The following is a 23,420-nucleotide window of genomic DNA, read 5'->3' as shown; positions in this document are numbered from 1 at the left end:
GGACGTTTTAATGAAGAAAAAGTGACCAAAGATTTACAAAAATAAGACACAAAAAAGCGCAGCGGTTTAACGCTGCGCTTGTTGTTATACAAGGGAAAATTTTTTAACTATTAAAAACGCGCCTTAAACGACACCCCAAAGTAGCGCTCTGCATCACGCGGTATTTGGTAACGGAAATTATCGCCACTGTAGGTTGTTGCATAGCTTTCGTCTGTTAGGTTTTTAGCAATAAGCGATACTCTAAAGGCATCGTCTTTAAACGATAAACCTACGCTTGCATTTAAAATACCGTAATCTGGTAATAAGGCTGCTGGGTTAAACTCGCCTACATTATTAGGTAGGTCAGAGTATTGCTCGTCAGTGTATATGTACGAGCCATTTACGTGCACGTTAAAGCCGTGTTCGGTTTCAATAAAGTAGTCAGCGCTTAATGAGTACTTTAAGTCTGGCGAAAATGGAACATCTAGCCCTGAGCGGTCAGTACACGAGCCTGCGGCCACTTCTGGCGGACAATTAAATTCATCAATTTCGGCTTTAATATAAGCAATACCACCGGTTAGCGTAAGCGCATCGGTTGCGGCCCACATAAAGTCAACTTCTGCACCTTGTGTGCTTACGTCGCCTGCGTTTGTTAAGCGAGTAATACAGGTGCCGTCTGAACAATCAAAGTTGTTTGCTTGGAAGCCTTCAATTTCGGTTTTAAATACTGCAAAGTTAAACACAAAGTCGCTGCTTGCATACTTATAGCCAAGTTCAAACGCGTCAGACTCTTCCGGCGCTATTTCACGGCCGTCGTTGTCAGGGTTAAAGTTGTAGTAAATATTAAAGCCAGGCCCTTTGTAACCTTGCGAGTAAGTACCGTATACCATTTGGCCATCGCCTAAATCGTATTGCATACCTAAACGACCCGATACGTTAGTTTCTTCAGCTTTACCCTGCTCGTCGGTATTTAACGTTGCAGGGCGTACACCTACACCACGACGGCCATATACATCATTGCTGACACGGCGGTGCGTATACGATACTTCGTCATCGGTATAACGCAGGCCAAATAGCATGGTTAAATCGTCAGATAACTCATAAGTACCGTCTGCAAAAGCTGCCCAGTTATTAAACTCTGTACTCATGTATGCAGTAGCCGACACAATGTCGTTCGCATTACAGCTAACGCCTAAGCCCTGTGCGTAGCCATCTAAGTCGGCAAGCGCTGCGTCTAGCTCTGCACCCGACAAGTTATTTTGCGCGTAAAACGCCATGGCGCTATCTAACTGGCCTGCGTTATTTTGGCAACTGGCATCGCGAGTAAAGTTACGTTGTGAGTCCATGTTCCAGTAAAATAAACCAGCCACGTAGTTAAATGGCCCACTTAGGTTAGACGTTACACGAAACTCTTGTGAAAACTGATCCCATTGCTGCTCACCAATATCATGTAACTGAAATGGCACACCAAATACGGGTTGATTGCTGTCGCCGGCAATAGAGGTAAAATCACCTTCACGAAACTCGGTGTTATCCCACGAGCGCTGTGCAGTAATTGATGTATACGTGTGGTCGCCAATGGTTTTATCAACTTGTACTGAAAACGCGCTGTGTTTATCTATTGTGCGCGACTCATAGTCGTGGTCAACTTTACGTTGATCTAGGTCTATGTCAGCAACGCCATCAACAATACCGTTACTGTTTGGCGCCGCTTTTGAATCAGGATTACGGCCACTTGGTAGGGCTTCTAAATCGGCACAACAGTCGTCATCGGCGTTGTAGTATTCTGCAATAAATTTAACGTTTAGGTCGTCGGTTGGTTCGTATTTAAATACAGCACGCGCACCTTCACGATCGTAGCCGTTTACTTTTTCGTTGTTATATACGTTATCTATGTAACCATCAAACTTACCTTTAAATACGGTTAAGCTTGCTGCTAAGTCGTCGCTTAGGCCGCCACTTACAACGCCTTTAAAGCGGTATTCGTTGTCTTGATAAAACGAGGTTTCTATACTGCCAGTAGTGTCGTAAGACGGATCTTTTGTTGTGATATTTACCACACCAGCCGAGGCATTTTTTCCAAATAGTGTGCCTTGTGGGCCGCGCAGTACTTCAATACGGTCTACATCATATAAATCAGCAAAAGCTTGACCAGAGCGACCAAGTACTACGCCATCAACAACCGTTGCCACACTTGGCTCGGCAGCAATACTAAATGAAATTGTACCAATACCACGCACGGTGAGCGCCGAGTTACGGGTTGTGGTGCCTTTTCTAAAGCTCACAGACGGCACAAGCGATTGCAAACCTTCCATATTATTAGCAAACGCTGAATTAATTTGATCGCTATTTAGCACCGATACGGCAACCGGCACTTCGTTTAAGCTTTGCGTGCGCTTTTGCGATGTCACCACTATTTTTTCAAATGAATCGTTTTTATTATTTTGCTGTTCTTGTTCCGCTTGCGTTTGATTTACTTGTTCTTGCGCAGCATTAACTTGCGCGCTAACAGCTAAACCAGTTGTCATTGCTAACGAGACAGCCAAGCTTAAGATAGACTTTTTAGCTCTCATGTCATTCTCCATATTGTGCGTGTGTGCTGTGTGGTACCGCGCTAGCAATTGTGTGGTTTGCTAAATTACGGTGACAGTGTGTGTTAAGTATTTTCCTTACCAGCTCTTATATCTTATATAAGAGCTACAAATTTAAACAATCAAACTTCGTAATGCAAACATTATGTGAATAAAATGTGATTTAAAATCACGTATAGTGGTTATAACCTGTGTTTATGCAGCCTTTGTGACACCTATATGGGCGAGGCTGTTTTCGTATCGCACATGCCAACGACGCACGCTCCACCAGCTAAACAATGCAGCTAATGTCCAAACAGTAATTAGGCTAGGCACAAAATAAACACTGGTACCGCCAACTAGGCCTAAAGGAGAAAACACAATATATAAGCTCACTATTAAGCTAACCAATACAATGGCGCACGGCAGTGCGTATTTCCAAGGGCTTAAGTTTACTTCGGCTTTGCGGGTAAATTGCCACGGTTTTGCAAGTGGCTTGTAGTAACCAATTCCTAGCATTATTGCCAATTCAATAAAGAATAAAATGGCGTAAATATGGATAAAGTTAATATCAACATCCCACACAAATTTAAGTAGCGTGTAGGCAATAACATGAAAAATAATCGCCACTTTAGCGCCCAATGCAGGCACTTTACGAGTAAATAAACCCACTAACACAATTGTGATGACCGGAATGTTATAAAAACCGGTAAATACACGAATAATATGCCATAAGCCTTCGGGTGCAAACATGAGTAATGGCGCGGTTATAAACGACAAAACAGCAATAACAATACTGGTTATTTTGGCCACTTTAATGAGCTTTTCGTCGCTTACTTTGTCTTTTTTCATGGGTTTATAAACATCTAAACAAAACAGCGTTGCGGCGCTATTTAGTAATGAATTAAACGAGCTAAATACCGCACCTAGTAGCACCGCTAAAAAGAAACCTGATAAGTACTGAGGAAGTACATCTTTCACTAAGTGTGGGTAGGCTAAATCAATAGTTTGTAGGCTTTCGTGCTTATAAAGATGGTACGCAATAACCCCTGGGATCATCATCATAAAGGGGACTAGTACTTTAAAGTACCCTGAAAACAACACTCCTTTTTGCCCTTCAACTAAGTTTTTAGCACCTAATGTGCGCTGGATCACGTACTGATTTGTACCCCAATAAAATAAATTAGCGAGGATCATACCGGTAAAAATAGTGCCAAATGGCACGGGATCATCCTCGCTACCAATAGCATTAAGCTTTTCGGTATCGGTATTTACTAAAGTACTTAAACCATCAGCAAAGCTGCCATCGCCAAGCGCAATAAGCCCAAGCGTTGGCACTAAAATACCAATAATAAGTAACCCAACACCGTTAATAGTATCGGATACGGCAACCGCCTTTAAACCGCCGAATACCGCGTATATAGCGCCCACGGAGCCGACAATAATAATGGTAACAATAAGGCTTGCTTGATAACTCATGTCTAATAAGGCGGGTACATCAAATAGCCTAAGCACGGCGATTGATCCTGAGTACAAAACCGAAGGAATAGTAATAAAGCAGTATCCGACCATGAATAAGATCACGGTCATGCGGCGTACGGTATCGTCAAAACGATCTCGTAAAAACTCGGGTAAGGTAGAAAATGCCCCAGCTAAATAGCGCGGTAAAAAGATCAGCGCCATAATAATGGTAGAAATACCTGCGGTTACTTCCCATGCCATTGAACTAAGGTTGTAACCATACGCTGAGCCATTAAGGCCAATAAGTTGCTCGGCCGATAAATTAGTGAGGATCATCGACCCTGCTATAAATGTACCTGTTAAACCACGGCCCGCTAAAAAGTAACCGTCTTGGGTGTTAACTTCCCCTTTGGTTTTTTGGTACGAGATATATCCCACCAGCGCCATAAACGCCAAGCACGATAGCAGTGTCATGGTAATGTTCATACCTTCCATACTGTGTTCCTTTAAGCTTACTTAACTCGTTAAAAAGTAAGCTAATATCTTTATTATTATGTGTGTTGTGTGTGTTTTAAAACGAGTTTTTAATTTGGCCACGCAGTTAACTGGCTCATGTCTTGCTCTGTGTGTTGAACATCTGGGCCTAGCAATAGCGTATCGCCTTTACGAACGAACACGGCCATTTGTGTAAGCTCAAGCGTGTCTTCGTAATACTTTCCGCCTTGGTATGCCTGCCTATCAGGAAAGCTCAACCATTCCCCTTGCGGTAAGTAAAACTTCACTTTACCGTTTGGTACAACGCATGGCACAACAAGGAGTTTTTCGCCGCACATAAATTGCTGATCAAAACTATGTGCTAATACATCATCAGGAAATGCCAGTGCCATAGCGCGCTGAATAGGCAGCCCTGTTTGCTGCGCTTGCTCTGCACATGTTTGTAAATATGGAATTAACTGATAACGCAATTTAAGCGCTGCAAATACCGCGTCACTTGCTTGCTCGGTGTAAGACCACGGTTCGCGTGGGCCAATGCCATGTAAACGCATGTGCGCACTAAATACCGACGCTTGCGCCCAGCGTACATAAAGCTCTGCATCGCGCGTATCTTTATAAAAACCACCAATATCGGTTGCAAAAAATGGCCCGCCCGACATGCCCCACGCTAAGCTGCCGCGAATACTTGCTGCTAAGCCTTGCCAATCGGCTTGTGGATCGCCGCCCCACTGAGCAGGGTAACGTTGGCTACCCGTCCACGCTGAGCGGCTAAACAAAAAGGGGCCTGTTTTACAGTACTTTTCGGCAGCTTCATAAACGCAGCGGTTGTACAGCATGCTATAAACATTATGCAGTCTAATGCCGCTGTCGCCACTATGCGATACCATGTTTTCGTCTTCTAGCTGTTCGCCAAAGTCTGCTTTTATCATATCAACGCCAAGCTCAAACAATGGCTTGTGCGATTCGAGCCAGTATTCGTATGCATCGGGGTGAGTAAAATCTAAAATACCCGACTCTGGTAACGGCGTTAGTACTTCGCCAAAGGGGCTTAAATCCCACTCGTATTGATACGCTTTACCTGTGCGTTTGTCTTTTATTAGCCAGCCGTTCTCGGCCGCTTTAGCAAATAATGGGTTGTTTACCGAGATCATCGGGTATTCCCACACACAAATTTTAAAATCCATGGCTTTTAGTTCATCAAGCACAGGTTTTGGGTCGGCGTAACGTGTTGGGTCCCATTCAAAAGCAAAGCGGGTGTCGGTGTCTTGCCATGCTCGGCCATCAAGGGTAATTACATCACACGGCATATTTTTAGCACGTACTTCGCGGGCAACACTTAATAGCTCATCAGCATTTTTGTAATACGCTTTTGATAAAATAACGCCAAAGCTCCACTGCGGTGGTACCGGTGCAAAACCAGTTAGCTCGCAGTAGCGATTAATACTTTGTGCAGGCGTTTGCTCTTGGTATAAAAATACATCAAGTGCGTCGTCTTCAACTAAACACACATAAGCACGTTGCGACCAAAGTGCGTAACCTACGCCATGGGTAACGGGCGCTGGCGTGTGTACAAATAAGTTCCAGCCCTCTGGGCTCCAAGCGTATGGGGTATTTTTATATGATTTTTCGGCATTTACGCCCAGTGCATCGTGATTGTATGAACGAATAAGTTGGCCGCGTTTATCAAGCTTGCCCCACTTTTCACCAAGGCCATATACGGCTTCGTCGTAATTAAGCTCTAGGCTTAAAATCCAGCCGTGATCTGTTTTAGCCAGTGGCGGTAAACGATGCTGGCGTACAAAGTGGCCATCGGTTGCTGATTGCTGTACTAATTTGTCGTTTTTATAAAGCTTAAAATGAAATGGGTCGCTGTAAAATTCTAAACGGTACTCACCGGCTGTGGCTGCAAAGCCTTGGCCCAATGTATTAAGTAATAACGGTAAATTAGTAGGAGTGGCGCTGAGTATATTAAACGCGTGGTCTTGCGTTATGCCTGCATTTAAACGTAAACCAAACTCGCTTATGGTAACGCTGACCTCACCAAATTGAGTCGGTAAAACTAGCACATGGCCTTGCAATTTAGGCTCTGCAATTAAGCGCGCTGGTTCTATTGCGTTCCAGTCTGGCTCACGTAATTCAAATGCATTCATGGGAGTTCCTTACCAACTATAGTCTTGTATAAGACACAAGTTAAATAATTGTGATCCCTATGTCAATGTAAATAAACTTAACTTTAATTAATTAACACCACTCACTTTAAACTAGGGTAGGCGCCGAGGTAACCACCAGCGATACACCACTTACACCCAGTAGCGTGATGGCAATAATGCGTATCCATTTTGCATCTACGTATGGGGTTAAGCGTCTTGAAAAATGAGTCACAAGTAATACTAAAGGAATTGCAGCCGCAATTAAAAACATAATATCGAGATCAGGCAAGGTGCCAAATAAAGCAATACCCACCCGCACTATGCCACCAATGGTAAACACTGCAAGTAACGTACTACGAATTGCTTCAATAGACCAAGCTTGTTTATAGCACTGAAACACCAGCGGCGGTCCCGACGTTGAAAACAACCCGCCCAGTAAACCACTTACCCCACCTGCAATTAAAAAGGAGCGAGGACGACTTTGCCTGTCGGTTCGCTTTCGTTTTACTAGCATTAAAGCGCAGCACAATAAAATGCTAATGCCCAATATAAAATTTAAAAACTGAGTTAAATGCGCCGACATATATTCAAGTAAAACAAACCCTAGTAACATTATCGGAATGCCCGTATATAGCATGAGTTTTAGTTCGGGGATTTTTACTGCATTGCGGTTTTTAACCACCACAGTGGTTGAGTTAACAAGCCCTAACAAACTTACTAAAAACGTGGTTGCCGTTAATGGCAATACATCTAATAGCGTAAAACTGGCTACCACTAAAAGCCCAAAACCAAACCCACTGAGTGTTTGCAATAGTGTGGCTGCACTTAAGCAAAGCGCCATAACTAATATAAGTTCGAATGAAATACTGAACACTTTAAATTTCCTTGGCGTGCGCTATTGTAGTGTAACGATTTGTTTTTAGGCATAATGTAAAAACAAGCTGTAATACAATAGCTCACAATTAACTTATAACACGCAAAGATGCGCAAAAAGTATCACCTATGTTATAACTACAGGTGGATTGAATTTAACGGTAAATAACAATGAGTAACTCTATGTTTGATCACAAATTAAGTGGCCCAAGCTTGGCTTTTCAACCACTTTACTTACAAGTGGCTGATTATATTAAACAGCTCATTGTTGAAAGACGCTGGGTACCTGGCGAAGCATTACCTAGCGAGTTTCGCCTTGCTGAAGAATTTAATGTAAGCCAAGGCACTGTTCGTAAAGCCCTTAACTTACTAACCGACGATAAAATAGTCACTCGCCGACAAGGTGTAGGTACGTTTGTATCTGAGCATACCGCGCAAGACGCACTGTTTAGGTTTTTCCCGCTTCAGGCCGATGGTAAAGGTGCAGACTTACCCAAGGCAGAGCTGTTATCGGTTGAGCTATGCCCCGCACCACACGATGTTATCGATGCCTTACAACTTAATAAAAAAGATAAAGTAACTAAGCTTGTGCGTAGGCGTATTCTTGATAACGAATTTTGTATGAGCGAAACTATATACCTTCCACAAAGCTACTTTCCTGATATACATCAAAGTAGTGATATTCCGCATACATTGTACCACTACTACCAAACCAAATTTAATCAAACCGTGCACAAAACCCAAGACAGCATAAAAGCGGTATTAGCCGACGAAACTGATGCAAAAATGCTCGCAATTAAAACTGGCGATCCACTGTTATTAGTGTCACGCATTACCGAATCAATTGAAGGTAAACGTATTGAATACCGCCAAAGCAAGTGCCGAAGCGATCATTACCATTACCAAATTGAGCTTGATTAACAGATATAAAACAACTCACAAATAAAAAATTTTTAAAGGCAGCAATCGCTGCCTTTTTGCTATCTGCAGCTTTTTTAATTCGCTGTTTTAACACCTAGCGGTGCGCGCAGTGTTGACACTGTTAGATTCGTATAATAACTTATGTCTTATACAAGACCAAAGTCATTATGCAATTTTAACAGGAATTCCCAATGAGTTCATTAAATAACATCCCGCCAGTCGGGTTCGGTTTATGGAAAGTAGCACAAGAAGATTGCGCGCAAACGGTGTATCAAGCCATTAAAGCGGGTTACCGCCATCTTGATTGTGCCGCAGACTACGGTAATGAAGAACAGGTTGGCGATGGCATAGCCCAAGCAATTAACGACGGCCTGTGCACCCGAGAAGAGCTATGGATAACGTCAAAACTTTGGAATACCTTTCATGCGCCCGAGCATGTAGAGCTTGCGATTGATAAAACACTCAGCGATTTAAAGCTCGACTACCTCGACCTATACTTAATTCACTTTCCGATTGCGCAAACCTTTGTACCAATCGAGACACGCTACCCGCCAGAGTGGTTTGTAGACCCAGATGCCCAAAACCCACACATGGAGTTGGCAAAAGTACCCCTACATTTAACGTGGCAAGCAATGGAAGAGCAAGTACATAACAACAAAGCAAAACGCATTGGTGTGTGTAATTACTCAAGCGCATTACTCCACGATTTAATGACCTACGCCACCGTTAAACCCGCTATGCTGCAAATTGAATCGCACCCTTATTTAACGCAAGAGCGCCTTATAAGGTTGGCAAAACAATACGACATTCCGGTTACTGCATTTTCTCCACTGGGCGCGCTTTCGTACCTAGAGCTTGAAATGGCCGATCAAACAGAGTCTGTGCTTGAGCAAAGCGTAGTGAAAGCTGCGGCGCAAAACCATGGTAAAACACCTGCACAAGTTGTGCTGCGCTGGGGCGTGCAACGCGGAACAGCCATCATCCCTAAAACATCAAAACTTGAACGCATGACAGAAAATCTATCGCTGTTTGATTTTGAACTCAATGAGCAAGAAATGGCCGATATTTCTGCACTTAATATTAACCGCCGCTTTAACGACCCTGGTCACTTTTGTGAAGCAGCGTTTAACCGTTTTCACCCTATTTACGATTAGGAAAATACAATGACAGCTACCGAACTTAACTACGCCGCAGTGCCTACTCAATTAACCTTTGATGACTCGGTTTTTCCGTGCATTGTGGTTAATAATAATAACGCCAGCACCGTTGAAGAGGCGGTGGCTTTCATTCGAGCAAATAAACCCGAACTAGAAACCAAACTGCGCAGCGCTGGTGCTGTACTGTTTCGTGGTTTTCCGATTAATAGCGCTGAAACCTTTGATACGTTTTCAGCAGGGTTTGATTACGATAACTTTACTTACCAAGAGTCGCTATCTAACGCGGTACGTATTAACTTTACCGAGCGTGTATTTACCGCTAACGAAGCGCCAAAAGATGTAGAAATTTACTTACACCACGAAATGGCTCAAACGCCTATTTCGCCAAGTAAATTATTCTTTTTTTGTAAATCGGCAGCAGAGGAAGGCGGCGCAACACCGCTTTGCCGCTCAGATAAATTATTTAGCGCTTTAAAGCAATTTGATAGTCAATTAGCCGATGACTTTGAACAAAAAGGCTTAAAGTACACCACTTACATGCCTGCAGCCGACGATGCAACATCGGGCCAAGGCCGCAGTTGGAAAAGCACGCTCAGCGTACAAAATAAAGAAGAAGCGCACAGTAAACTTACCGAGCTAGGTTATGAGTGGGAGTGGCTAGACGATGGCTCTTTAAAAGCAATTACCCCGGTTTTACCTGCGGTAGTTACCCTTGAAAACGGCGTACAAGTTTTTTACAACCAGCTTATTGCCGCTTACATGGGTTGGAAGGGCGTACGAGAAAACCCATCAGTTGCCATTACTTTTGGCGATGGCAGTGCTATTCCTAAAGCGGGACTTGATAAAATTGTTGAGCTTTCAAAAGAGTTTACCTTTGATTTAGCCTGGCAAGATGGCGATGTAGCACTGGTTGATAACGAAATGGCTATGCACGGGCGTCGTCCATTTACTGGTGAGCGAAAACGCCAAGTACTTGTTGCATTAACCGCAGCTAACGCCTAATGCGGCGAGTAAGTAATGCATTAAAAGCGTATGTATCGCCACTTTGGCAAGGTGCAAGTATTGCAGCAATGACTGGGCTTGCAGCCTTATTTTTAAGTGAACATTACGGCGCACCCGCTATGTTATTTGCTTTATTGCTCGGTATGGCGGTATCGTTTTTGTATCAAAGTGACAGCCCTTGCGCAAAAGGGATCGACTTTACCGGCTCCACTATTTTGCGAGTCGGCATTGTACTTTTGGGTACACGTATTGCTTTAGGCGACTTAATTACACTGGGCTGGCAAACTGCACTTATGCTTGCTGGTGCTATATTCACCACCATTATTTTAGGGGTAATACTTGCGCGCGTATTTGGCTTACAAAAGCGCTTTGGAGCTTTAACTGGTGGGTCTGTGGCTATTTGCGGTGCATCGGCAGCATTGGCTATTTCGTCGATTATGCCCAACAGCGAACACAAAGAGCGCGATACGTTACTTACTGTTATTGGCGTAACAGCTATGTCGACCATTGCAATGATTCTCTATCCAATCATTGTTAATTACCTAGAATTTGATGCCCATAACGCAGGGGTATTTTTAGGTGGTACCATACATGATGTAGCCCAAGTTGTGGGCGCGGGCTATTCTGTATCGCCAGAAACCGGCGACATTGCCACACTCACTAAACTTGTACGTGTAGCTATGTTACTGCCTGTTGTACTTATAATGATGGTTATAATTAATCGCTCCAATCAAAGCAATAAAAGCGACTTACCTAAGGTACCTGGCTTTTTAATTGGTTTTGTTATTTTAATGGTAATTAACAGCTGTTTTTCGCTGCCAAGCGTATTACTCGAAAGCGCTAATGAACTGTCAAAGTTCTTTTTAATTACAGCTATTGCCGCCATTGGCATGAAAACTAACTTGGGAAAGCTTACCGAAGTGGGCATAAAACCCATTATTTTAATTGTGGCTGAAACTGTGTGGATAGCGTTATTAATTCTGGGCTTTATATTCTTTAACTAACTGAATAAAAAGGGTTTAAGTCGTAAATTTTAAGATCAATATACACCATGTTAAACACGGCTTTTTAATTTAATTCTTTCTAAGGCTAAAAAATAAAATAACAATAAAGCTTGGTGTATTATCAAACATGCTGTTATCCTGCTCGGCATCGGGTTGATGAAAACCCAGTTTATTTGTAAGTACCTCGTTGATATTAGTAATAATCCTTCGCGTTATCCTCAGTTAAATGCACGTTTTCTTCCTGTTAAATTGCCTATTTAGGGCACACTTTTATTTATTTTTAGGATCTATTATGTCTAATACAACAACTGGTACAGTTAAATTTTTTAATGAAGCAAAAGGTTTTGGTTTTATCGAGCAAGAGTCTGGCCCTGATGTGTTTGCACATTTTAGCGCAATCTCTGGCGACGGTTTTAAAACCCTTGCTGAAGGCCAACGTGTACAGTTTACTGTTACTCAAGGTCAAAAAGGCCCACAGGCTGAGAACATTGTTAGCATCTAATTGCTAAACAATTAAATGGGTTAGCAATAACCCATTTTGAATACTAGTTTGAAAGAAGTTTTGTTTTATTTGTTAGTACCCCGTTGTTTTAGTAATAATCCTGCGCGTTATCCTCAAGTTAACTATTTTTTCCGGCTCAATCGCCTCTTTTCAGGCACACTTATATTAATTTTTTAGGATACATATTATGTCTACTACAACTACTGGTTCAGTAAAATGGTTTAACGAAGCAAAAGGTTTTGGTTTTATCGAGCAAGAGTCTGGCCCTGATGTGTTTGCACATTTTAGCGCAATCTCTGGCGACGGTTTTAAAACCCTTGCTGAAGGCCAACGTGTACAGTTTACTGTTACTCAAGGTCAAAAAGGCCCACAAGCTGAAAACATTGTTAGCATTTAACATGTTTTAAATAAATGCGTTTTTTAACGCATTTATTACCCCCTTAATTACCTCTTATAAGTATTAGTAAAACCCCTTCAAACATTTATTTCAGTCTTGCTTGAGCATAACTCCTGTATTGCCTACAATAGCGCACAATATATTCTATGCAGATCCCTATTATGACTGATACAAACAAACCTGAATTACCAGATCAACTTTCTATTAATCCACGCAGCAAATTTTATGTAGAAGAAGTATTTGAACATGAAATTGGTATTACTCTAAATGGCAAAGAACGTTTTGACGTTGAAGAATACAGCATTAGCGAAGGTTGGATTAAAGTAGCAGCGCCTAAAGCGTTAGATCGCCGCGGTCAGCCATTGCTTATGAAAGTAAAAGGCAAGGTAGAAGCGTTTTACAAATAAGCTAATCCTTATTTAAAAGTAAGCGACTCCTTTAGGCAGTCGCTTTTTTTGTGTCTATTAAAAAGTATTGAGCTATTCTCATGTTAAACCTGATGAAGTTTCACTATATTTTTAAGCAAAACATGCTTGAATGACGTCATATTGTATAGAACAGTGGAAGCTTATTATGAAAAAAGTAATTATTTTAGATGGTGGCATGGGCCGCGAACTTAAACGCATTGGCGCTCCGTTTACGCAACCTCTTTGGAGTGCACAGGCACTTATAGAAGCGCCACACTTTGTTACTCAAGCACACTCTGGGTTTATAGATGCTGGCGCTGAAGTAATTACTGTAAATAGTTACGCCTGTGTACCGTTTCATTTAGGCGAAGCGCTTTATGATGCACAGGGTGCCGAGCTTGCTAACCAAGCTGCAATCATTGCAAAAAAAGCGGCTCAAAGTGCAAATAAAAATATACTGGTAGCAGGTTCGCTTCCTCCGGTATTTGGCTCTTACCGCCCGGAGCTATTTGAACGTAAGCGTGGTTTTACTATTTTAAATACACTTTATGAAGCACAAAACGAGTATGTAGATTTATGGATTGGCGAAACTATTTCTAGCATTGAAGAAGCACAAGTAATGGCAAGCGTAATTAAAAATTCAAACAAACCATGCTATTACGCAATTACCTTAAATGATGAAGTTAGTGAACTAGCAATCCTGCGCTCAGGCGAATTGGTAACTGACGCCGTAACTGAACTGCTTGATCACAATGTTGCAGGTATTTTATTTAATTGCTCGATCCCCGAAGTAATAGAACAAGCCTTAATAGATACTAATAAGGTATTATCGAAGCTTAATAAAACCGTGGCTTTGGGCGCCTTTGCAAACGGCTTTACGCCTATTCCCCATGACTATCAAGCCAATCAAGGCTCGCAAGCGTATCGTGATATTTCACCTTCAGAATACCTAGGCTTTGCAAAAAAGTGGCACGCTCTGGGTGCAACTGTTATTGGGGGTTGCTGTGGTATAGGCCCAGAGTTTATTGAAGTGCTGGTAAACTGGAAACAGGAACTTGAAAGCGCTTAAGCTTTTAGTGCCCTTTAGGACTTATTGGCTGCACCAATCGTGTTAAGTTATTAGGCATTTATAGCGACAGATAAATAGCGTGATAACAAGGCATAAATATCGACATGTAGTTGTTCTGCATGAGAAATTCATAACGCTGTTAGCGCTCTATTTAGCACGCTAGAATGATTAAATATTTGAGTCGATTGGTGTTATTCCCAACACCCAATCAAGCCCTTGTATTGCAGTAGTAGGAAATGCGGTTGCATGGCTCGCCCCTTCAATAACAACACTTTTTAATTGTATGTTGTCACTGTTAAGTGCATTAATTTTTTGTACCAATAGCTTGGTACCCTCAACCATATTTTGCCCTTCACCAAAAGCTGGGATTTCCTTTGCTCCCACCGATATATAAACCTTTGTAGGCACTTTAGGTTTATTTGCTTGAAGCGCTAAGATTGCGTTGCTATCAAACCAAACAGACGGGCTACCAATAATATAATGGCTAAATAAATCGGGTTCTGTAAATAAAACAGTGGCACCAAATAAGCCGCCTAGCGAGTTACCTATGTAGGTTTTTTGTGTGTGACTTGCTCGGTAGTTTTGCTCAATATAAGGGAACACGTTGTTTTTAATAAACTTAATGTGCCCTTGCGCATTACCTGTTTGTTTTTTCCAATCCTTTGCAAAGGTAGGTGTGTAGTCTCTTATTCGACTAGCTGATCCAATAGACCCTTTTTCATAACCAATGGCGACAATAATTGCTTGCTGCATTTTGCCGCTATTCATAGGAAACCGTGTAGCCCCTGCCACTATAGGGAAGGTATACGGCGCATCGGTTAAATAAATAACTGGGTATATTTTATCTGGCTTATTTTTATATGACTTTGGGAGCTGAATAAAAACAGGGTAAACACGCTTACTAGAAGGTTCTGTTAGCTGAATAACGCTACTTCTAGGGATTTCGTAAGGCGTATTTGCACTTAATTTAAAACAAGTTAATACACCAAGTAATAATAACAACTTTAAAAAGGAATTAGTTTTCATATTGGGAATCGATTCTTTTTAATTCGCTTCGCACAGGGAGATTTTCGGGTTGGATTAAGCCCCAAACTAAACCTAGCTTTTCTAGCTTTTTAAGTACTAGCCAACCAACATCTAATTGACCTTTTTCTAATGCAAAATTAGCTGAACCAGGAAATGCATGGTGGTTATTATGATAACTTTCCCCCATTGTTAGCAATGCAGCAAAAGGGACATTATAACCTTGAATATGCGCTTGGTTTACATGCCAATGCCTTTGACCAATATTATGGGCCAAATAACCTATCAGCCAATGGCCTATAATTGAGATGCTTACTCTCACGCATATACCCCAAATAACCCAAGATATACCTCCTAACAACAATAGTAAAAACGCTAAAGGGAGCTGTTGTAACATCCATGTTTTATCCATCCAACTATACACTCGACTTTCTATTACCTTAGTTTCTATATTAAATGTAGGTGAATTAGTTAATCTAATATCGTAAAAGAGTTGCCAAAAAAAGTCTTTCCACATAGGTTGCTTATGGCCAAAGTAATCATGACACTCTGGTTGGCGCTGCGCCCAGTCGCGCATATCATGGGTTTTAATCATACCAATTGGCCCAGCTAAACCCACAATGACACCTAAGTGTACAAAAAAGTATTCAAGCCAAAGCGGGCATTTATAACTCTTATGTATAAGCCTGCGATGCATACCCAATGAGTGTCCCAAACACAAAATGATACTTGTCGTTGCAATAAATACCAGCAGCGCGCTGAATGAAAATGTATACCACCCACCTAAAACGGCAGTTAATAGCATACCGCCAACCCATAACACCTTTATTGGAGATAAAACTACATCCCCGACGCTAGCATTACTTTGCTCACTAGTTATAACTCTTTCATTAATATACATTGCAGCCCTAAGTTGTTTCAGGAATAAATAATTCACTTAAGAGCATATCTGCTGTTTGTCCAATGGCATATTTTTGTATTGGGCCAAAATACCAAGCAGGGTCTAAAAATCGATGATAATAAATAGTCAGCATCACTTTTGTATTTTCATTATCTACTTTTATAAACCGGATTTCGGTCCCTTTTAGCTTTAGATAATTACTTATGTAGCTTGTATCTTCTAAAAAGGTGGTACGAATATAGTCATCTTCAACTTGAGTTAACTCAAGTTTCATATGCCCTTTGTGGGTATTTGTTACAAACCAACGATGATAAGTAAAATCAATATTATGTACATCTCCTGCTGATAATGTACCTGCATCTATATTGTTGGGCATAGGGAATAAACTTAACAGCCAATTACGCTCTATATTTAAATGCATTGGCTCAATAAGCTTATTTTTTATTTCTTCTGGGGTGGCGCTGATAACTATATTTTTAGTTATTGAATATTCTCTTTCAAAGCTAGTACTTGGCACTACACCTTCAAATGCGCTTAAAAAAATAACGACAGGTAAGATATGAGCGTAATATGACCCTTTGTTTCTACTCTTTAAATAGCAGGATAGAAGCTGAAATAAGTACATGAGAAATAATATGCCAAAGTAAATTGGCATAAACATGATCACACATACAAAGCCTTCAAACAAAACAACCGACGTGCCAAGCATAACGATTAGCGACCACAAGACTAAGTGTCCGTAATACCTATTTAAGCTTGGTTTTTCAGGTTTTTTAACTATGTATAGTAAAGCAACGGATACAAAAAAAGGGACGCCAACATAGAGCAAAGCGGTTCGGTCAAAGTTATAAGACATTAGTGCACGAATTAGCAGCGAACAAACACCTATCAATAGTAGGATTGAAATATTTCTGCGCCGTTTACTTATATGACTAGGAGCTTTATTTTTCTGTGTTTTTACCATTACATACCCTGCATATTTTAATTTGCTATGAATACGTAATAATTGGTTTTATACCAAACAAACATGATCCATATGCCATTTTTATATTTCCAAAAAGCCTCTACTTAATGTGACTTACAACCTATAAAAACCTAAATACACAGTTAAAGCAAGAAATTAAAGACAATAAAAAAGACGCAAATGCGCCTTTTTAAAAATATAATATGCTGATAATTATAAGCAATTACTATAAAACCTTACTTAGAACGGTTTCGCCAACCACTCCATGCATCATCTTCTGGGTTAACTTTGTTTTTCTTCTTTTTCTTACCTGTGCCTGCAGGCTTTGCCATTGGCTTTTCGTTTTTAAGCGCATCAGCTGCATCAAGGTTTGCTTGGTTAACTGCAAAACCCGTTACTTCTTCACGCTCTAAGCGAAGTTTGTTTTTCTTTTCGATTATTTTAAAGTGATGAAAGTCTTCATAATCAATTAACGATAACGCTAAGCCAACTTCACCGGCACGGCCGCTTCGGCCAATACGGTGCATGTAATCGGCGGGGCTACGCGGTAAGTTAAAGTTAATAACAACAGGCAGTTTGGCAATATCTAAACCACGGGCTGCTATATCAGTGGCTATAAGTACTTCGATTTCGCCAGCTTTAAATTTTTCTATTACGCGAGTACGCTCACTTTGGCCTTTATCACCATGAAATACTTGTGCGTTAATACCACGCTTTTCAAGCTTACCCACTAAGTGCTCACAGTCTTTTTTAGCGTTTACAAAAATAAGCGCTTGGCGCCATTTGTGCTCTTTAATTAAATGCGCTAAAACCGTAGTTTTTTCGCCTTTATTAACCGTAAATACGCGCTGTACTAAGGTGCTTTCGTCTTTGCTTTGAACTTGTATTTCAACAGGGTTAGTTAACAGCTCTTGCGTTAATAGAGTGACTTGCTCTGGGAAGGTTGCTGAAAACAACATGGTTTGTTTTTTAGCAGGCATTAACGCTAATAACTCAGCAAGTTCTTCGGTAAAGCCAAGGCTTAGCATGCGGTCGGCTTCATCAAGCACTAAGGTCGTTACTTTATCGAGCTTAATCGCATTGCTTGAGATTAAATCGAGTAAACGGCCAGGTGTTGCCACGATAATATCGGCGCCGCCACGTAGAGCCTGCATTTGTGTATTAACCGATACACCACCAAATACCGCCACCGTTTTAATGGCGCCATTAAAGTTAGCAGAATACGATTTAACGCTATCAGCCACCTGCACTGCCAGCTCACGGGTAGGTACCAAAATAAGCCCAGTGACAAAGTTACCTTTGCTCGCTGTTTTTTTAGCGCCTTGCTCTAAAAATAACTTTTGCAACATAGGCAAAGCAAACGTTGCTGTTTTACCTGAGCCAGTATTTGCACCCGCAATTAAATCGCTACCAGCCAGTACACTTGGAATCGCCTTAGCTTGAATTGGCGTAGGTTGGCTATATTCCAAATCGGTTAAACGAGCTTGTAGCTCTGGAATAAGGCCAAGTTTGTTAAAAGTGCTAGGGCTTGTTGCTGAGGTCATGAATATTACGGGCTCATTGCTAAAAATGTAGCCTGTAATTTTAGCGTATTTAGCGCTTATTAAGTAGGGATTAGTGATTTAAATGTTCGCATAGGTAACAGCTACGTGTTGTAAGGGTAACTGTAAGCGCAGGCTCTCCCTGCGCTTTATCCTTTTACATTATTGCGTTTTACTTAGCTGCGTTTGTAATCTAGCTTTTGTTTCTTTTAAGTAATGTATATATGGATATGAGTCGTCTGCTATCGTTAAAGCAAATTCCATCTGTTCAAGCGCTTGGCGAGTATCGCCTTGCATTTCATAGCCATAAGATAAGGCTGAAAACGCATCGACTGACTTTGGGTGGTTTTTTATATTGTACTTAAACACTTCAATAGCACCGGTAAATTGCTTGCTGCCCGTTAAGTTATAACCGAGTGATCTAACAGCGCGATCCGATGGCGCAATCTGCTCGCCCCATTGTTGAGATAAGCTTTGATAATAAGTATCAATAGAGGTTACATCGTCAGTTAAAGCACTTATGGGCATTTGTTTAGGCAAAAATAAGTTGTGATAGGCATTAAATGAACCAGCAACCGAAGTCAGGTTATGCGAGATACCATCAAACGCATCACTAAAGAAGCGTAAATTTGGCAAGCTATTAGATTGCAAAGCTTGCTGAAGTTCATTGTATCGCTCACGCATTATGCCTGCTTCTTCGCCTATATTAATGTAAACATAGTTATTTAGGTCTTTTGATGTATTAATAAACGCCTTAGTTGCTTTTACCGATGCACCATAGTTCCACCAAACCGCTGGGCTATAGGCAATATGCGCTTGGAAAAGATCTGGGTTAGCTTGCATTGTATAAAGTGCAAACACGCCTGCCGCAGAGGCCCCTGCAATCACATTATAATTGTGCGTACGATAACTTTTATTAATTAAGGGCATAAGTTCTTGCTCAATAAATGTTAAAAACTTTGCTGCACCACCACCTTCACCTACCGGGCCTTGTGGCTCTTTATTAACTGTGGGGTATAAATCCCTTAAGCGATTGGTGTTTTCAATAGCGACAATAATAACCTCTGGTGCACGATTATCATTTTGCAAGCGTTCCATCACAGTACTTATAAGCGGTATGTTACCCGCTCCATCTAAGCGATAAATGACCGGATAAACTTTGCTTGGATTAGCTTGATAACTCTTTGGAAGCTGGACTACAACGGTACGTTCTTCGTTTAAAACAGCAGATTTAATAGAGTGCGTGAACTGAGAGTAATCTGCACTTTGCTGTTTAGTGCCAGATTGTGCAAAAGCATTTTGTAAACTAAAAGCAAAAAAGCTAACAAAACAAATAACGGCTAATAAACGCATTACTAATCCTTTATAAAATAGTGTGTTATTTAATCTAACAGGCTTTGAGGTACAAAAAAAGGCGCATTGAGCGCCTTTTTAGTTTTAACTAACAAACAATAACTTATTGATTTTACTCAACCGTAACCGATTTAGCTAAGTTACGTGGCTGGTCAACGTCAGTACCTTTAATTACCGCTACGTAGTACGACAGTAACTGTAATGGCAATGTGTAAACAATTGGCGCAATAATGTCATCAGTGTGGTTTACGTTGATTACACGCATTGTGTCGTCTGACTCAAAGTGTGAATCTTTATCTGCGAATACGTAAATAATGCCGCCACGTGCGCGTACTTCTTCTACGTTTGATTTAAGCTTTTCTAATAGCTCATTGTTTGGTGCTACAACAATAATTGGCATGTCGGCATCAATAAGTGCAAGTGGCCCATGTTTTAGCTCGCCCGCTGCGTAGGCTTCTGCGTGAATGTACGAAATCTCTTTAAGCTTAAGCGCGCCTTCCATTGCGATTGGGTACTGTGAACCACGACCTAAAAACAGTGAGTGTTGCTTGTCGGCAAACTCTTCTGCAAGGTCTGCAATGCCATCCGCAAGCAGTAACGTTTCTTCAAGCTTAGCAGGAAGTACTTTTATAGCATTTACAATGGCACTTTGATCGAGCTGTTTTTCTTGTGCTATAGACGCAGTAAGCATTAACAAACCAACAAGCTGTGTGGTAAATGCTTTAGTAGAAGCTACACCAATTTCAGCGCCCGCTTTAGTCATAAAGGCAAGGTCTGATTCGCGAACAAGCGATGAACCCGGTACGTTACAAATGGTCATTGATGCCATGTAACCCTGCTCTTTAGCTAAGCGTAGTGCAGCTAACGTATCGGCTGTTTCACCCGATTGTGAAATAGTCACAAGTAGGCTGCTTTCGTGTACATACGATTGGCGGTATCTAAATTCAGAGGCAATCTCAACATTACAGCTAACGCCTGCAAATTGCTCAAGCCAGTAACGTGCAACCATACCTGAATGGTATGATGTACCACAGGCAATAATTTGCACATGTTTTACGTCTTTAAATATTTGTTGAGCGCTGTCGCCAAAGGCGTCAATTGCTACGCGGTCGTCGTTTAAACGCCCTTCAAGGGTATTACGTACCGCAAGTGGTTGCTCGTAGATTTCTTTTAGCATGTAGTGGCGGTAGTCGCCTTTGCCTGAAGCATCTTGCGTGATGTTTGATTCAATAACTTCGCGCTCTACAGCGTCGCCATTTTCATCAAAAATTTCAACAGTGTCACGTGTAATACGCGCTACGTCGCCTTCTTCTAAAAAGATGAAGCTACGAGTAACAGGTAATAGTGCTAACTGATCAGACGCAATAAAGTTTTCGCCAAGGCCTAAACCTATAACCAGTGGGCTACCTGAGCGCGCTACGATGATTTCGTTGTCGTTTGCTTTATCAAATACAACGGTACCAAACGCACCTTCAAATTGCTTAACCGCTGCTTGAACAGATGCAAGTAACGTAGTGTGTTGCTTACGAAGCTTATGAATTAAGTGCACCATTACTTCGGTATCGGTTTCAGATAGGAACTCGTAGCCTTCTTCTTTAAGCGATGCGCGTAGGCTTGCATGGTTTTCAATAATACCATTATGCACAAGTGCTAGCTGGTTGTTTGATACGTGCGGGTGAGCGTTTTCTTCTGTAACGCTACCGTGTGTTGCCCAACGTGTGTGTGCAATACCTGTATGACCGCTAACGCCTGCTTTTTTAAGTGCAGCTTCTACGTTAACTACTTTACCGACTGCTTTTACAGTATTTAGCGTAGAGCCTTCTAAAAGTGCTACACCGGCAGAGTCGTAACCACGGTATTCAAGACGTTTAAGGCCTTCAACTAAAATTTTGTTTACTGGACGTTCTGCAACTGCCCCAACTATTCCACACATAGTGTCTCCGTTAATTTTTTAATTCTAGTAACTCGCTTTGTAATTACTAATCAATAATCTCTGCACAAATTAGTTTTACACCACACGCCTCTATCGCTCTGCGTTTATCGTCTGCTAAGCCAGTATCGGTTATTAAAGTGGTTACTATTTTCCACGGTAATTCTAAATTTGGTATTTTTCGGCCAATCTTATCTGATTCAACCATTACTATTACTTCACGGGCTGCTTTTGCCATTACTTGGCTTAAACCAACTAACTCATTAAAGGTAGTCGTGCCGCGCTTTACATCTATGCCGTCAGCACCAATAAATAATTGATCGAAGTCATAAGAGCATAATACGTTTTCGGCAACTTGCCCCTGAAACGACTCAGAATGTGGATCCCATGTACCACCGGTCATTAAAAGTGTTGGCTCGTTTTCAAGTGATAGTAAACGGCTCGCCACTTTAATCGCGTTGGTCATTACAACTAACCCCTGCTTGGTAGCCAACTCAGGGATCATCGCTGCAGTAGTGCGGCCGCTGTCAATAATAATGCGGTTATGATCTTTTATAAGCGCCGCTGCTGCCTTAGCAATCGCTACTTTGCGCTTAGAATCGATCTCATCGCTTACTATCTCTTTTGGTAGCGCAATAGCTCCACCATAACGGCGCAGCAACAAGCCACTTTTTTCAAGCGAGGTTAAGTCTTTTCGAATAGTTACTTCTGATGTTTGAAACTGTTCAGCTAAAATATCGACAGCCACTTCACCTAATTCATTAACTTGAGTGAGGATCAGATGGCGGCGTTGCTGAGTGTTTCGTTTGGTCATAAGTGATTACAATTAAGTTTCGTTTCGAAAGTTAGTGGATTTTAAACGAAACATAATAAATGGCAAGTGGATGCGTAAAAAAAGCACAGTTTTATTCAAATTATCATCATGCTTAAAGTAGGTTAAGCTAGACACCATTATTTAAGTTAAACAAAATTGATATGCAGTCATTTAATAGTATTAGTAAAGAGAATCTAGCGCAGCGTAAAGCTGTGCACGAAATTTGCCGCTTATTTAATAAAAGCCCCAGTAAAGGTAATTTAAAGCGAATAAAAGAATTATGCTCACACTGTGGTGATGGAGTAATTATTGAAGCGGGCTTTCATTGTGACTATGGCTCGCAAATGCATATAGGTGATCGTACTTTTATAAACATTAACTGCACTGTGTTGGATGCGCCAATAAATGAAGGAGCTATAAGCATTGGCGACGATTGTTTAATCGGCCCAAACGTTCAACTTTTGGCAGTATCTCATGCGGTTAACCCCACAGAGCGGCTCAATAAAGAGAACTTTGCAGCACCGATTACTATTGGCAATAACGTGTGGATTGGCGCGGGAGTTATTGTATTAGCTGGTGTTACCATTGGCGATAATGCTGTTGTTGGTGCAGGATCTGTCGTAACTAAAAATGTAGAGGCGGATACTCTTGTTGCAGGTAATCCGGCTCTTAAAATAAGAACACTATAATTATAATCGATGTTTTTTGATGTCAGGTGTCACTTTGCTCGTCCGATCTGAGTGTTGAAGGTTTGGTGTTTTAAACCCCAGAAAGCAAAAAATCCGTTACATTGATTAGTAACCAAAACACCGTTCACAAAGAGCCGCTTCGCTTTAGAGATTACTTTCCTGCAGACAGCAAAAAACCCGTCACATTGCTGTAACGGGTTTCTCTTATTTGAAGCCTG

The 23,420-nt window shown here is 41.3% G+C and carries 20 protein-coding genes; 9 read left to right on the top strand and 11 right to left on the bottom strand.

The window, feature by feature from the left end; all coding sequences use genetic code 11:
* Window positions 1-110: 110 nt before the first annotated feature.
* From RF53_RS15125 to RF53_RS15110, 4 genes are all read right to left on the bottom strand, one after another.
* On the bottom strand, window positions 111-2,552 hold the full coding sequence (locus RF53_RS15125; RefSeq protein ID WP_039038162.1) for a TonB-dependent receptor: 2,442 nt from the start codon (window positions 2,550-2,552) through the stop codon (window positions 111-113).
* Between the two features lie 213 nt (window positions 2,553-2,765).
* Window positions 2,766-4,505, bottom strand: a complete 1,740-nt coding sequence (locus RF53_RS15120; protein WP_039038161.1) for a solute:sodium symporter family transporter — start codon at window positions 4,503-4,505, stop codon at window positions 2,766-2,768.
* An 89-nt stretch (window positions 4,506-4,594) separates the two neighbouring features.
* Entirely contained in the window at window positions 4,595-6,655 is a 2,061-nt protein-coding gene (locus tag RF53_RS15115; RefSeq protein ID WP_039038160.1) for a glycoside hydrolase family 31 protein, read from the bottom strand.
* 106 nt (window positions 6,656-6,761) lie between these two features.
* On the bottom strand, window positions 6,762-7,529 hold the full coding sequence (locus RF53_RS15110; protein WP_235420635.1) for a sulfite exporter TauE/SafE family protein: 768 nt from the start codon (window positions 7,527-7,529) through the stop codon (window positions 6,762-6,764).
* Window positions 7,530-7,699: 170 nt separating this feature from the next.
* Here RF53_RS15110 and RF53_RS15105 point away from each other — a divergent pair, with 170 nt between their 5' ends.
* The 8 genes from RF53_RS15105 to RF53_RS15070 all read left to right on the top strand — a co-directional run bounded on the left by RF53_RS15105 (window position 7,700) and on the right by RF53_RS15070 (window position 13,987).
* On the top strand, window positions 7,700-8,449 hold the full coding sequence (locus RF53_RS15105; RefSeq protein ID WP_010557877.1) for a GntR family transcriptional regulator: 750 nt from the start codon (window positions 7,700-7,702) through the stop codon (window positions 8,447-8,449).
* Between the two features lie 191 nt (window positions 8,450-8,640).
* Window positions 8,641-9,603 carry an aldo/keto reductase gene (locus RF53_RS15100; protein WP_039038159.1) on the top strand — a complete coding sequence of 321 codons (963 nt, stop codon included), beginning with the start codon at window positions 8,641-8,643 and terminating at the stop codon, window positions 9,601-9,603.
* 9 nt (window positions 9,604-9,612) lie between these two features.
* The gene (locus tag RF53_RS15095) at window positions 9,613-10,608 is read left to right on the top strand and encodes a TauD/TfdA family dioxygenase (RefSeq protein ID WP_039038158.1); all 996 of its coding nucleotides are present in this window, start codon (window positions 9,613-9,615) and stop codon (window positions 10,606-10,608) included.
* On the top strand, window positions 10,608-11,612 hold the full coding sequence (locus RF53_RS15090) for a YeiH family protein (protein WP_039038157.1): 1,005 nt from the start codon (window positions 10,608-10,610) through the stop codon (window positions 11,610-11,612). Before RF53_RS15095 ends, RF53_RS15090 begins: the two co-directional genes overlap by 1 nt.
* 292 nt (window positions 11,613-11,904) lie before the next feature.
* A complete protein-coding gene (locus RF53_RS15085) occupies window positions 11,905-12,114 on the top strand; it encodes a cold-shock protein (protein WP_006792548.1) in 210 nt (69 codons plus the stop codon).
* Between the two features lie 187 nt (window positions 12,115-12,301).
* Window positions 12,302-12,511, top strand: a complete 210-nt coding sequence (locus tag RF53_RS15080) for a cold-shock protein (RefSeq protein ID WP_006792549.1) — start codon at window positions 12,302-12,304, stop codon at window positions 12,509-12,511.
* 161 nt (window positions 12,512-12,672) lie between these two features.
* A complete protein-coding gene (locus RF53_RS15075) occupies window positions 12,673-12,918 on the top strand; it encodes a DUF3297 family protein (protein ID WP_006792550.1) in 246 nt (81 codons plus the stop codon).
* A 166-nt stretch (window positions 12,919-13,084) separates the two neighbouring features.
* Window positions 13,085-13,987 carry a homocysteine S-methyltransferase family protein gene (locus tag RF53_RS15070; RefSeq protein WP_039038156.1) on the top strand — a complete coding sequence of 301 codons (903 nt, stop codon included), beginning with the start codon at window positions 13,085-13,087 and terminating at the stop codon, window positions 13,985-13,987.
* A 168-nt stretch (window positions 13,988-14,155) separates the two neighbouring features.
* Here RF53_RS15070 and RF53_RS15065 read toward each other — a convergent pair whose 3' ends face one another.
* The 7 genes from RF53_RS15065 to RF53_RS15035 all read right to left on the bottom strand — a co-directional run bounded on the left by RF53_RS15065 (window position 14,156) and on the right by RF53_RS15035 (window position 22,513).
* Complete coding sequence (locus RF53_RS15065; RefSeq protein WP_039038155.1) at window positions 14,156-15,013, bottom strand: alpha/beta hydrolase; 858 nt, start codon at window positions 15,011-15,013, stop codon at window positions 14,156-14,158.
* Window positions 15,003-15,911, bottom strand: coding sequence for an acyl-CoA desaturase (locus tag RF53_RS15060; protein ID WP_039038154.1), 909 nt, complete (start codon window positions 15,909-15,911; stop codon window positions 15,003-15,005). The genes RF53_RS15065 and RF53_RS15060 overlap by 11 nt, the downstream gene beginning before the upstream one ends.
* A 7-nt stretch (window positions 15,912-15,918) precedes the next feature.
* Entirely contained in the window at window positions 15,919-16,767 is an 849-nt protein-coding gene (locus RF53_RS15055; RefSeq protein ID WP_039038153.1) for a hypothetical protein, read from the bottom strand.
* A 344-nt stretch (window positions 16,768-17,111) separates the two neighbouring features.
* On the bottom strand, window positions 17,112-18,419 hold the full coding sequence (locus tag RF53_RS15050) for a DEAD/DEAH box helicase (RefSeq protein ID WP_039038152.1): 1,308 nt from the start codon (window positions 18,417-18,419) through the stop codon (window positions 17,112-17,114).
* 159 nt (window positions 18,420-18,578) lie between these two features.
* Window positions 18,579-19,769, bottom strand: a complete 1,191-nt coding sequence (locus RF53_RS15045; protein ID WP_039038151.1) for an alpha/beta hydrolase-fold protein — start codon at window positions 19,767-19,769, stop codon at window positions 18,579-18,581.
* A 112-nt stretch (window positions 19,770-19,881) separates the two neighbouring features.
* Window positions 19,882-21,702, bottom strand: coding sequence for a glutamine--fructose-6-phosphate transaminase (isomerizing) (gene glmS, locus RF53_RS15040; RefSeq protein WP_039038150.1), 1,821 nt, complete (start codon window positions 21,700-21,702; stop codon window positions 19,882-19,884).
* Window positions 21,703-21,748: 46 nt separating this feature from the next.
* Complete coding sequence (locus RF53_RS15035) at window positions 21,749-22,513, bottom strand: DeoR/GlpR family DNA-binding transcription regulator (protein WP_039038149.1); 765 nt, start codon at window positions 22,511-22,513, stop codon at window positions 21,749-21,751.
* Between the two features lie 161 nt (window positions 22,514-22,674).
* Here RF53_RS15035 and RF53_RS15030 point away from each other — a divergent pair, with 161 nt between their 5' ends.
* On the top strand, window positions 22,675-23,202 hold the full coding sequence (locus RF53_RS15030; RefSeq protein ID WP_039038148.1) for a sugar O-acetyltransferase: 528 nt from the start codon (window positions 22,675-22,677) through the stop codon (window positions 23,200-23,202).
* The last annotated feature ends 218 nt before the right edge of the window (window positions 23,203-23,420 follow it).

This window comes from Pseudoalteromonas sp. ECSMB14103 (assembly GCF_000813065.1).
Lineage (GTDB): Bacteria > Pseudomonadota > Gammaproteobacteria > Enterobacterales > Alteromonadaceae > Pseudoalteromonas > Pseudoalteromonas marina.
The sequence above is the reverse complement of the archived record's forward strand: the minus strand, read 5'-3'. Positions and strand labels throughout refer to the sequence as shown.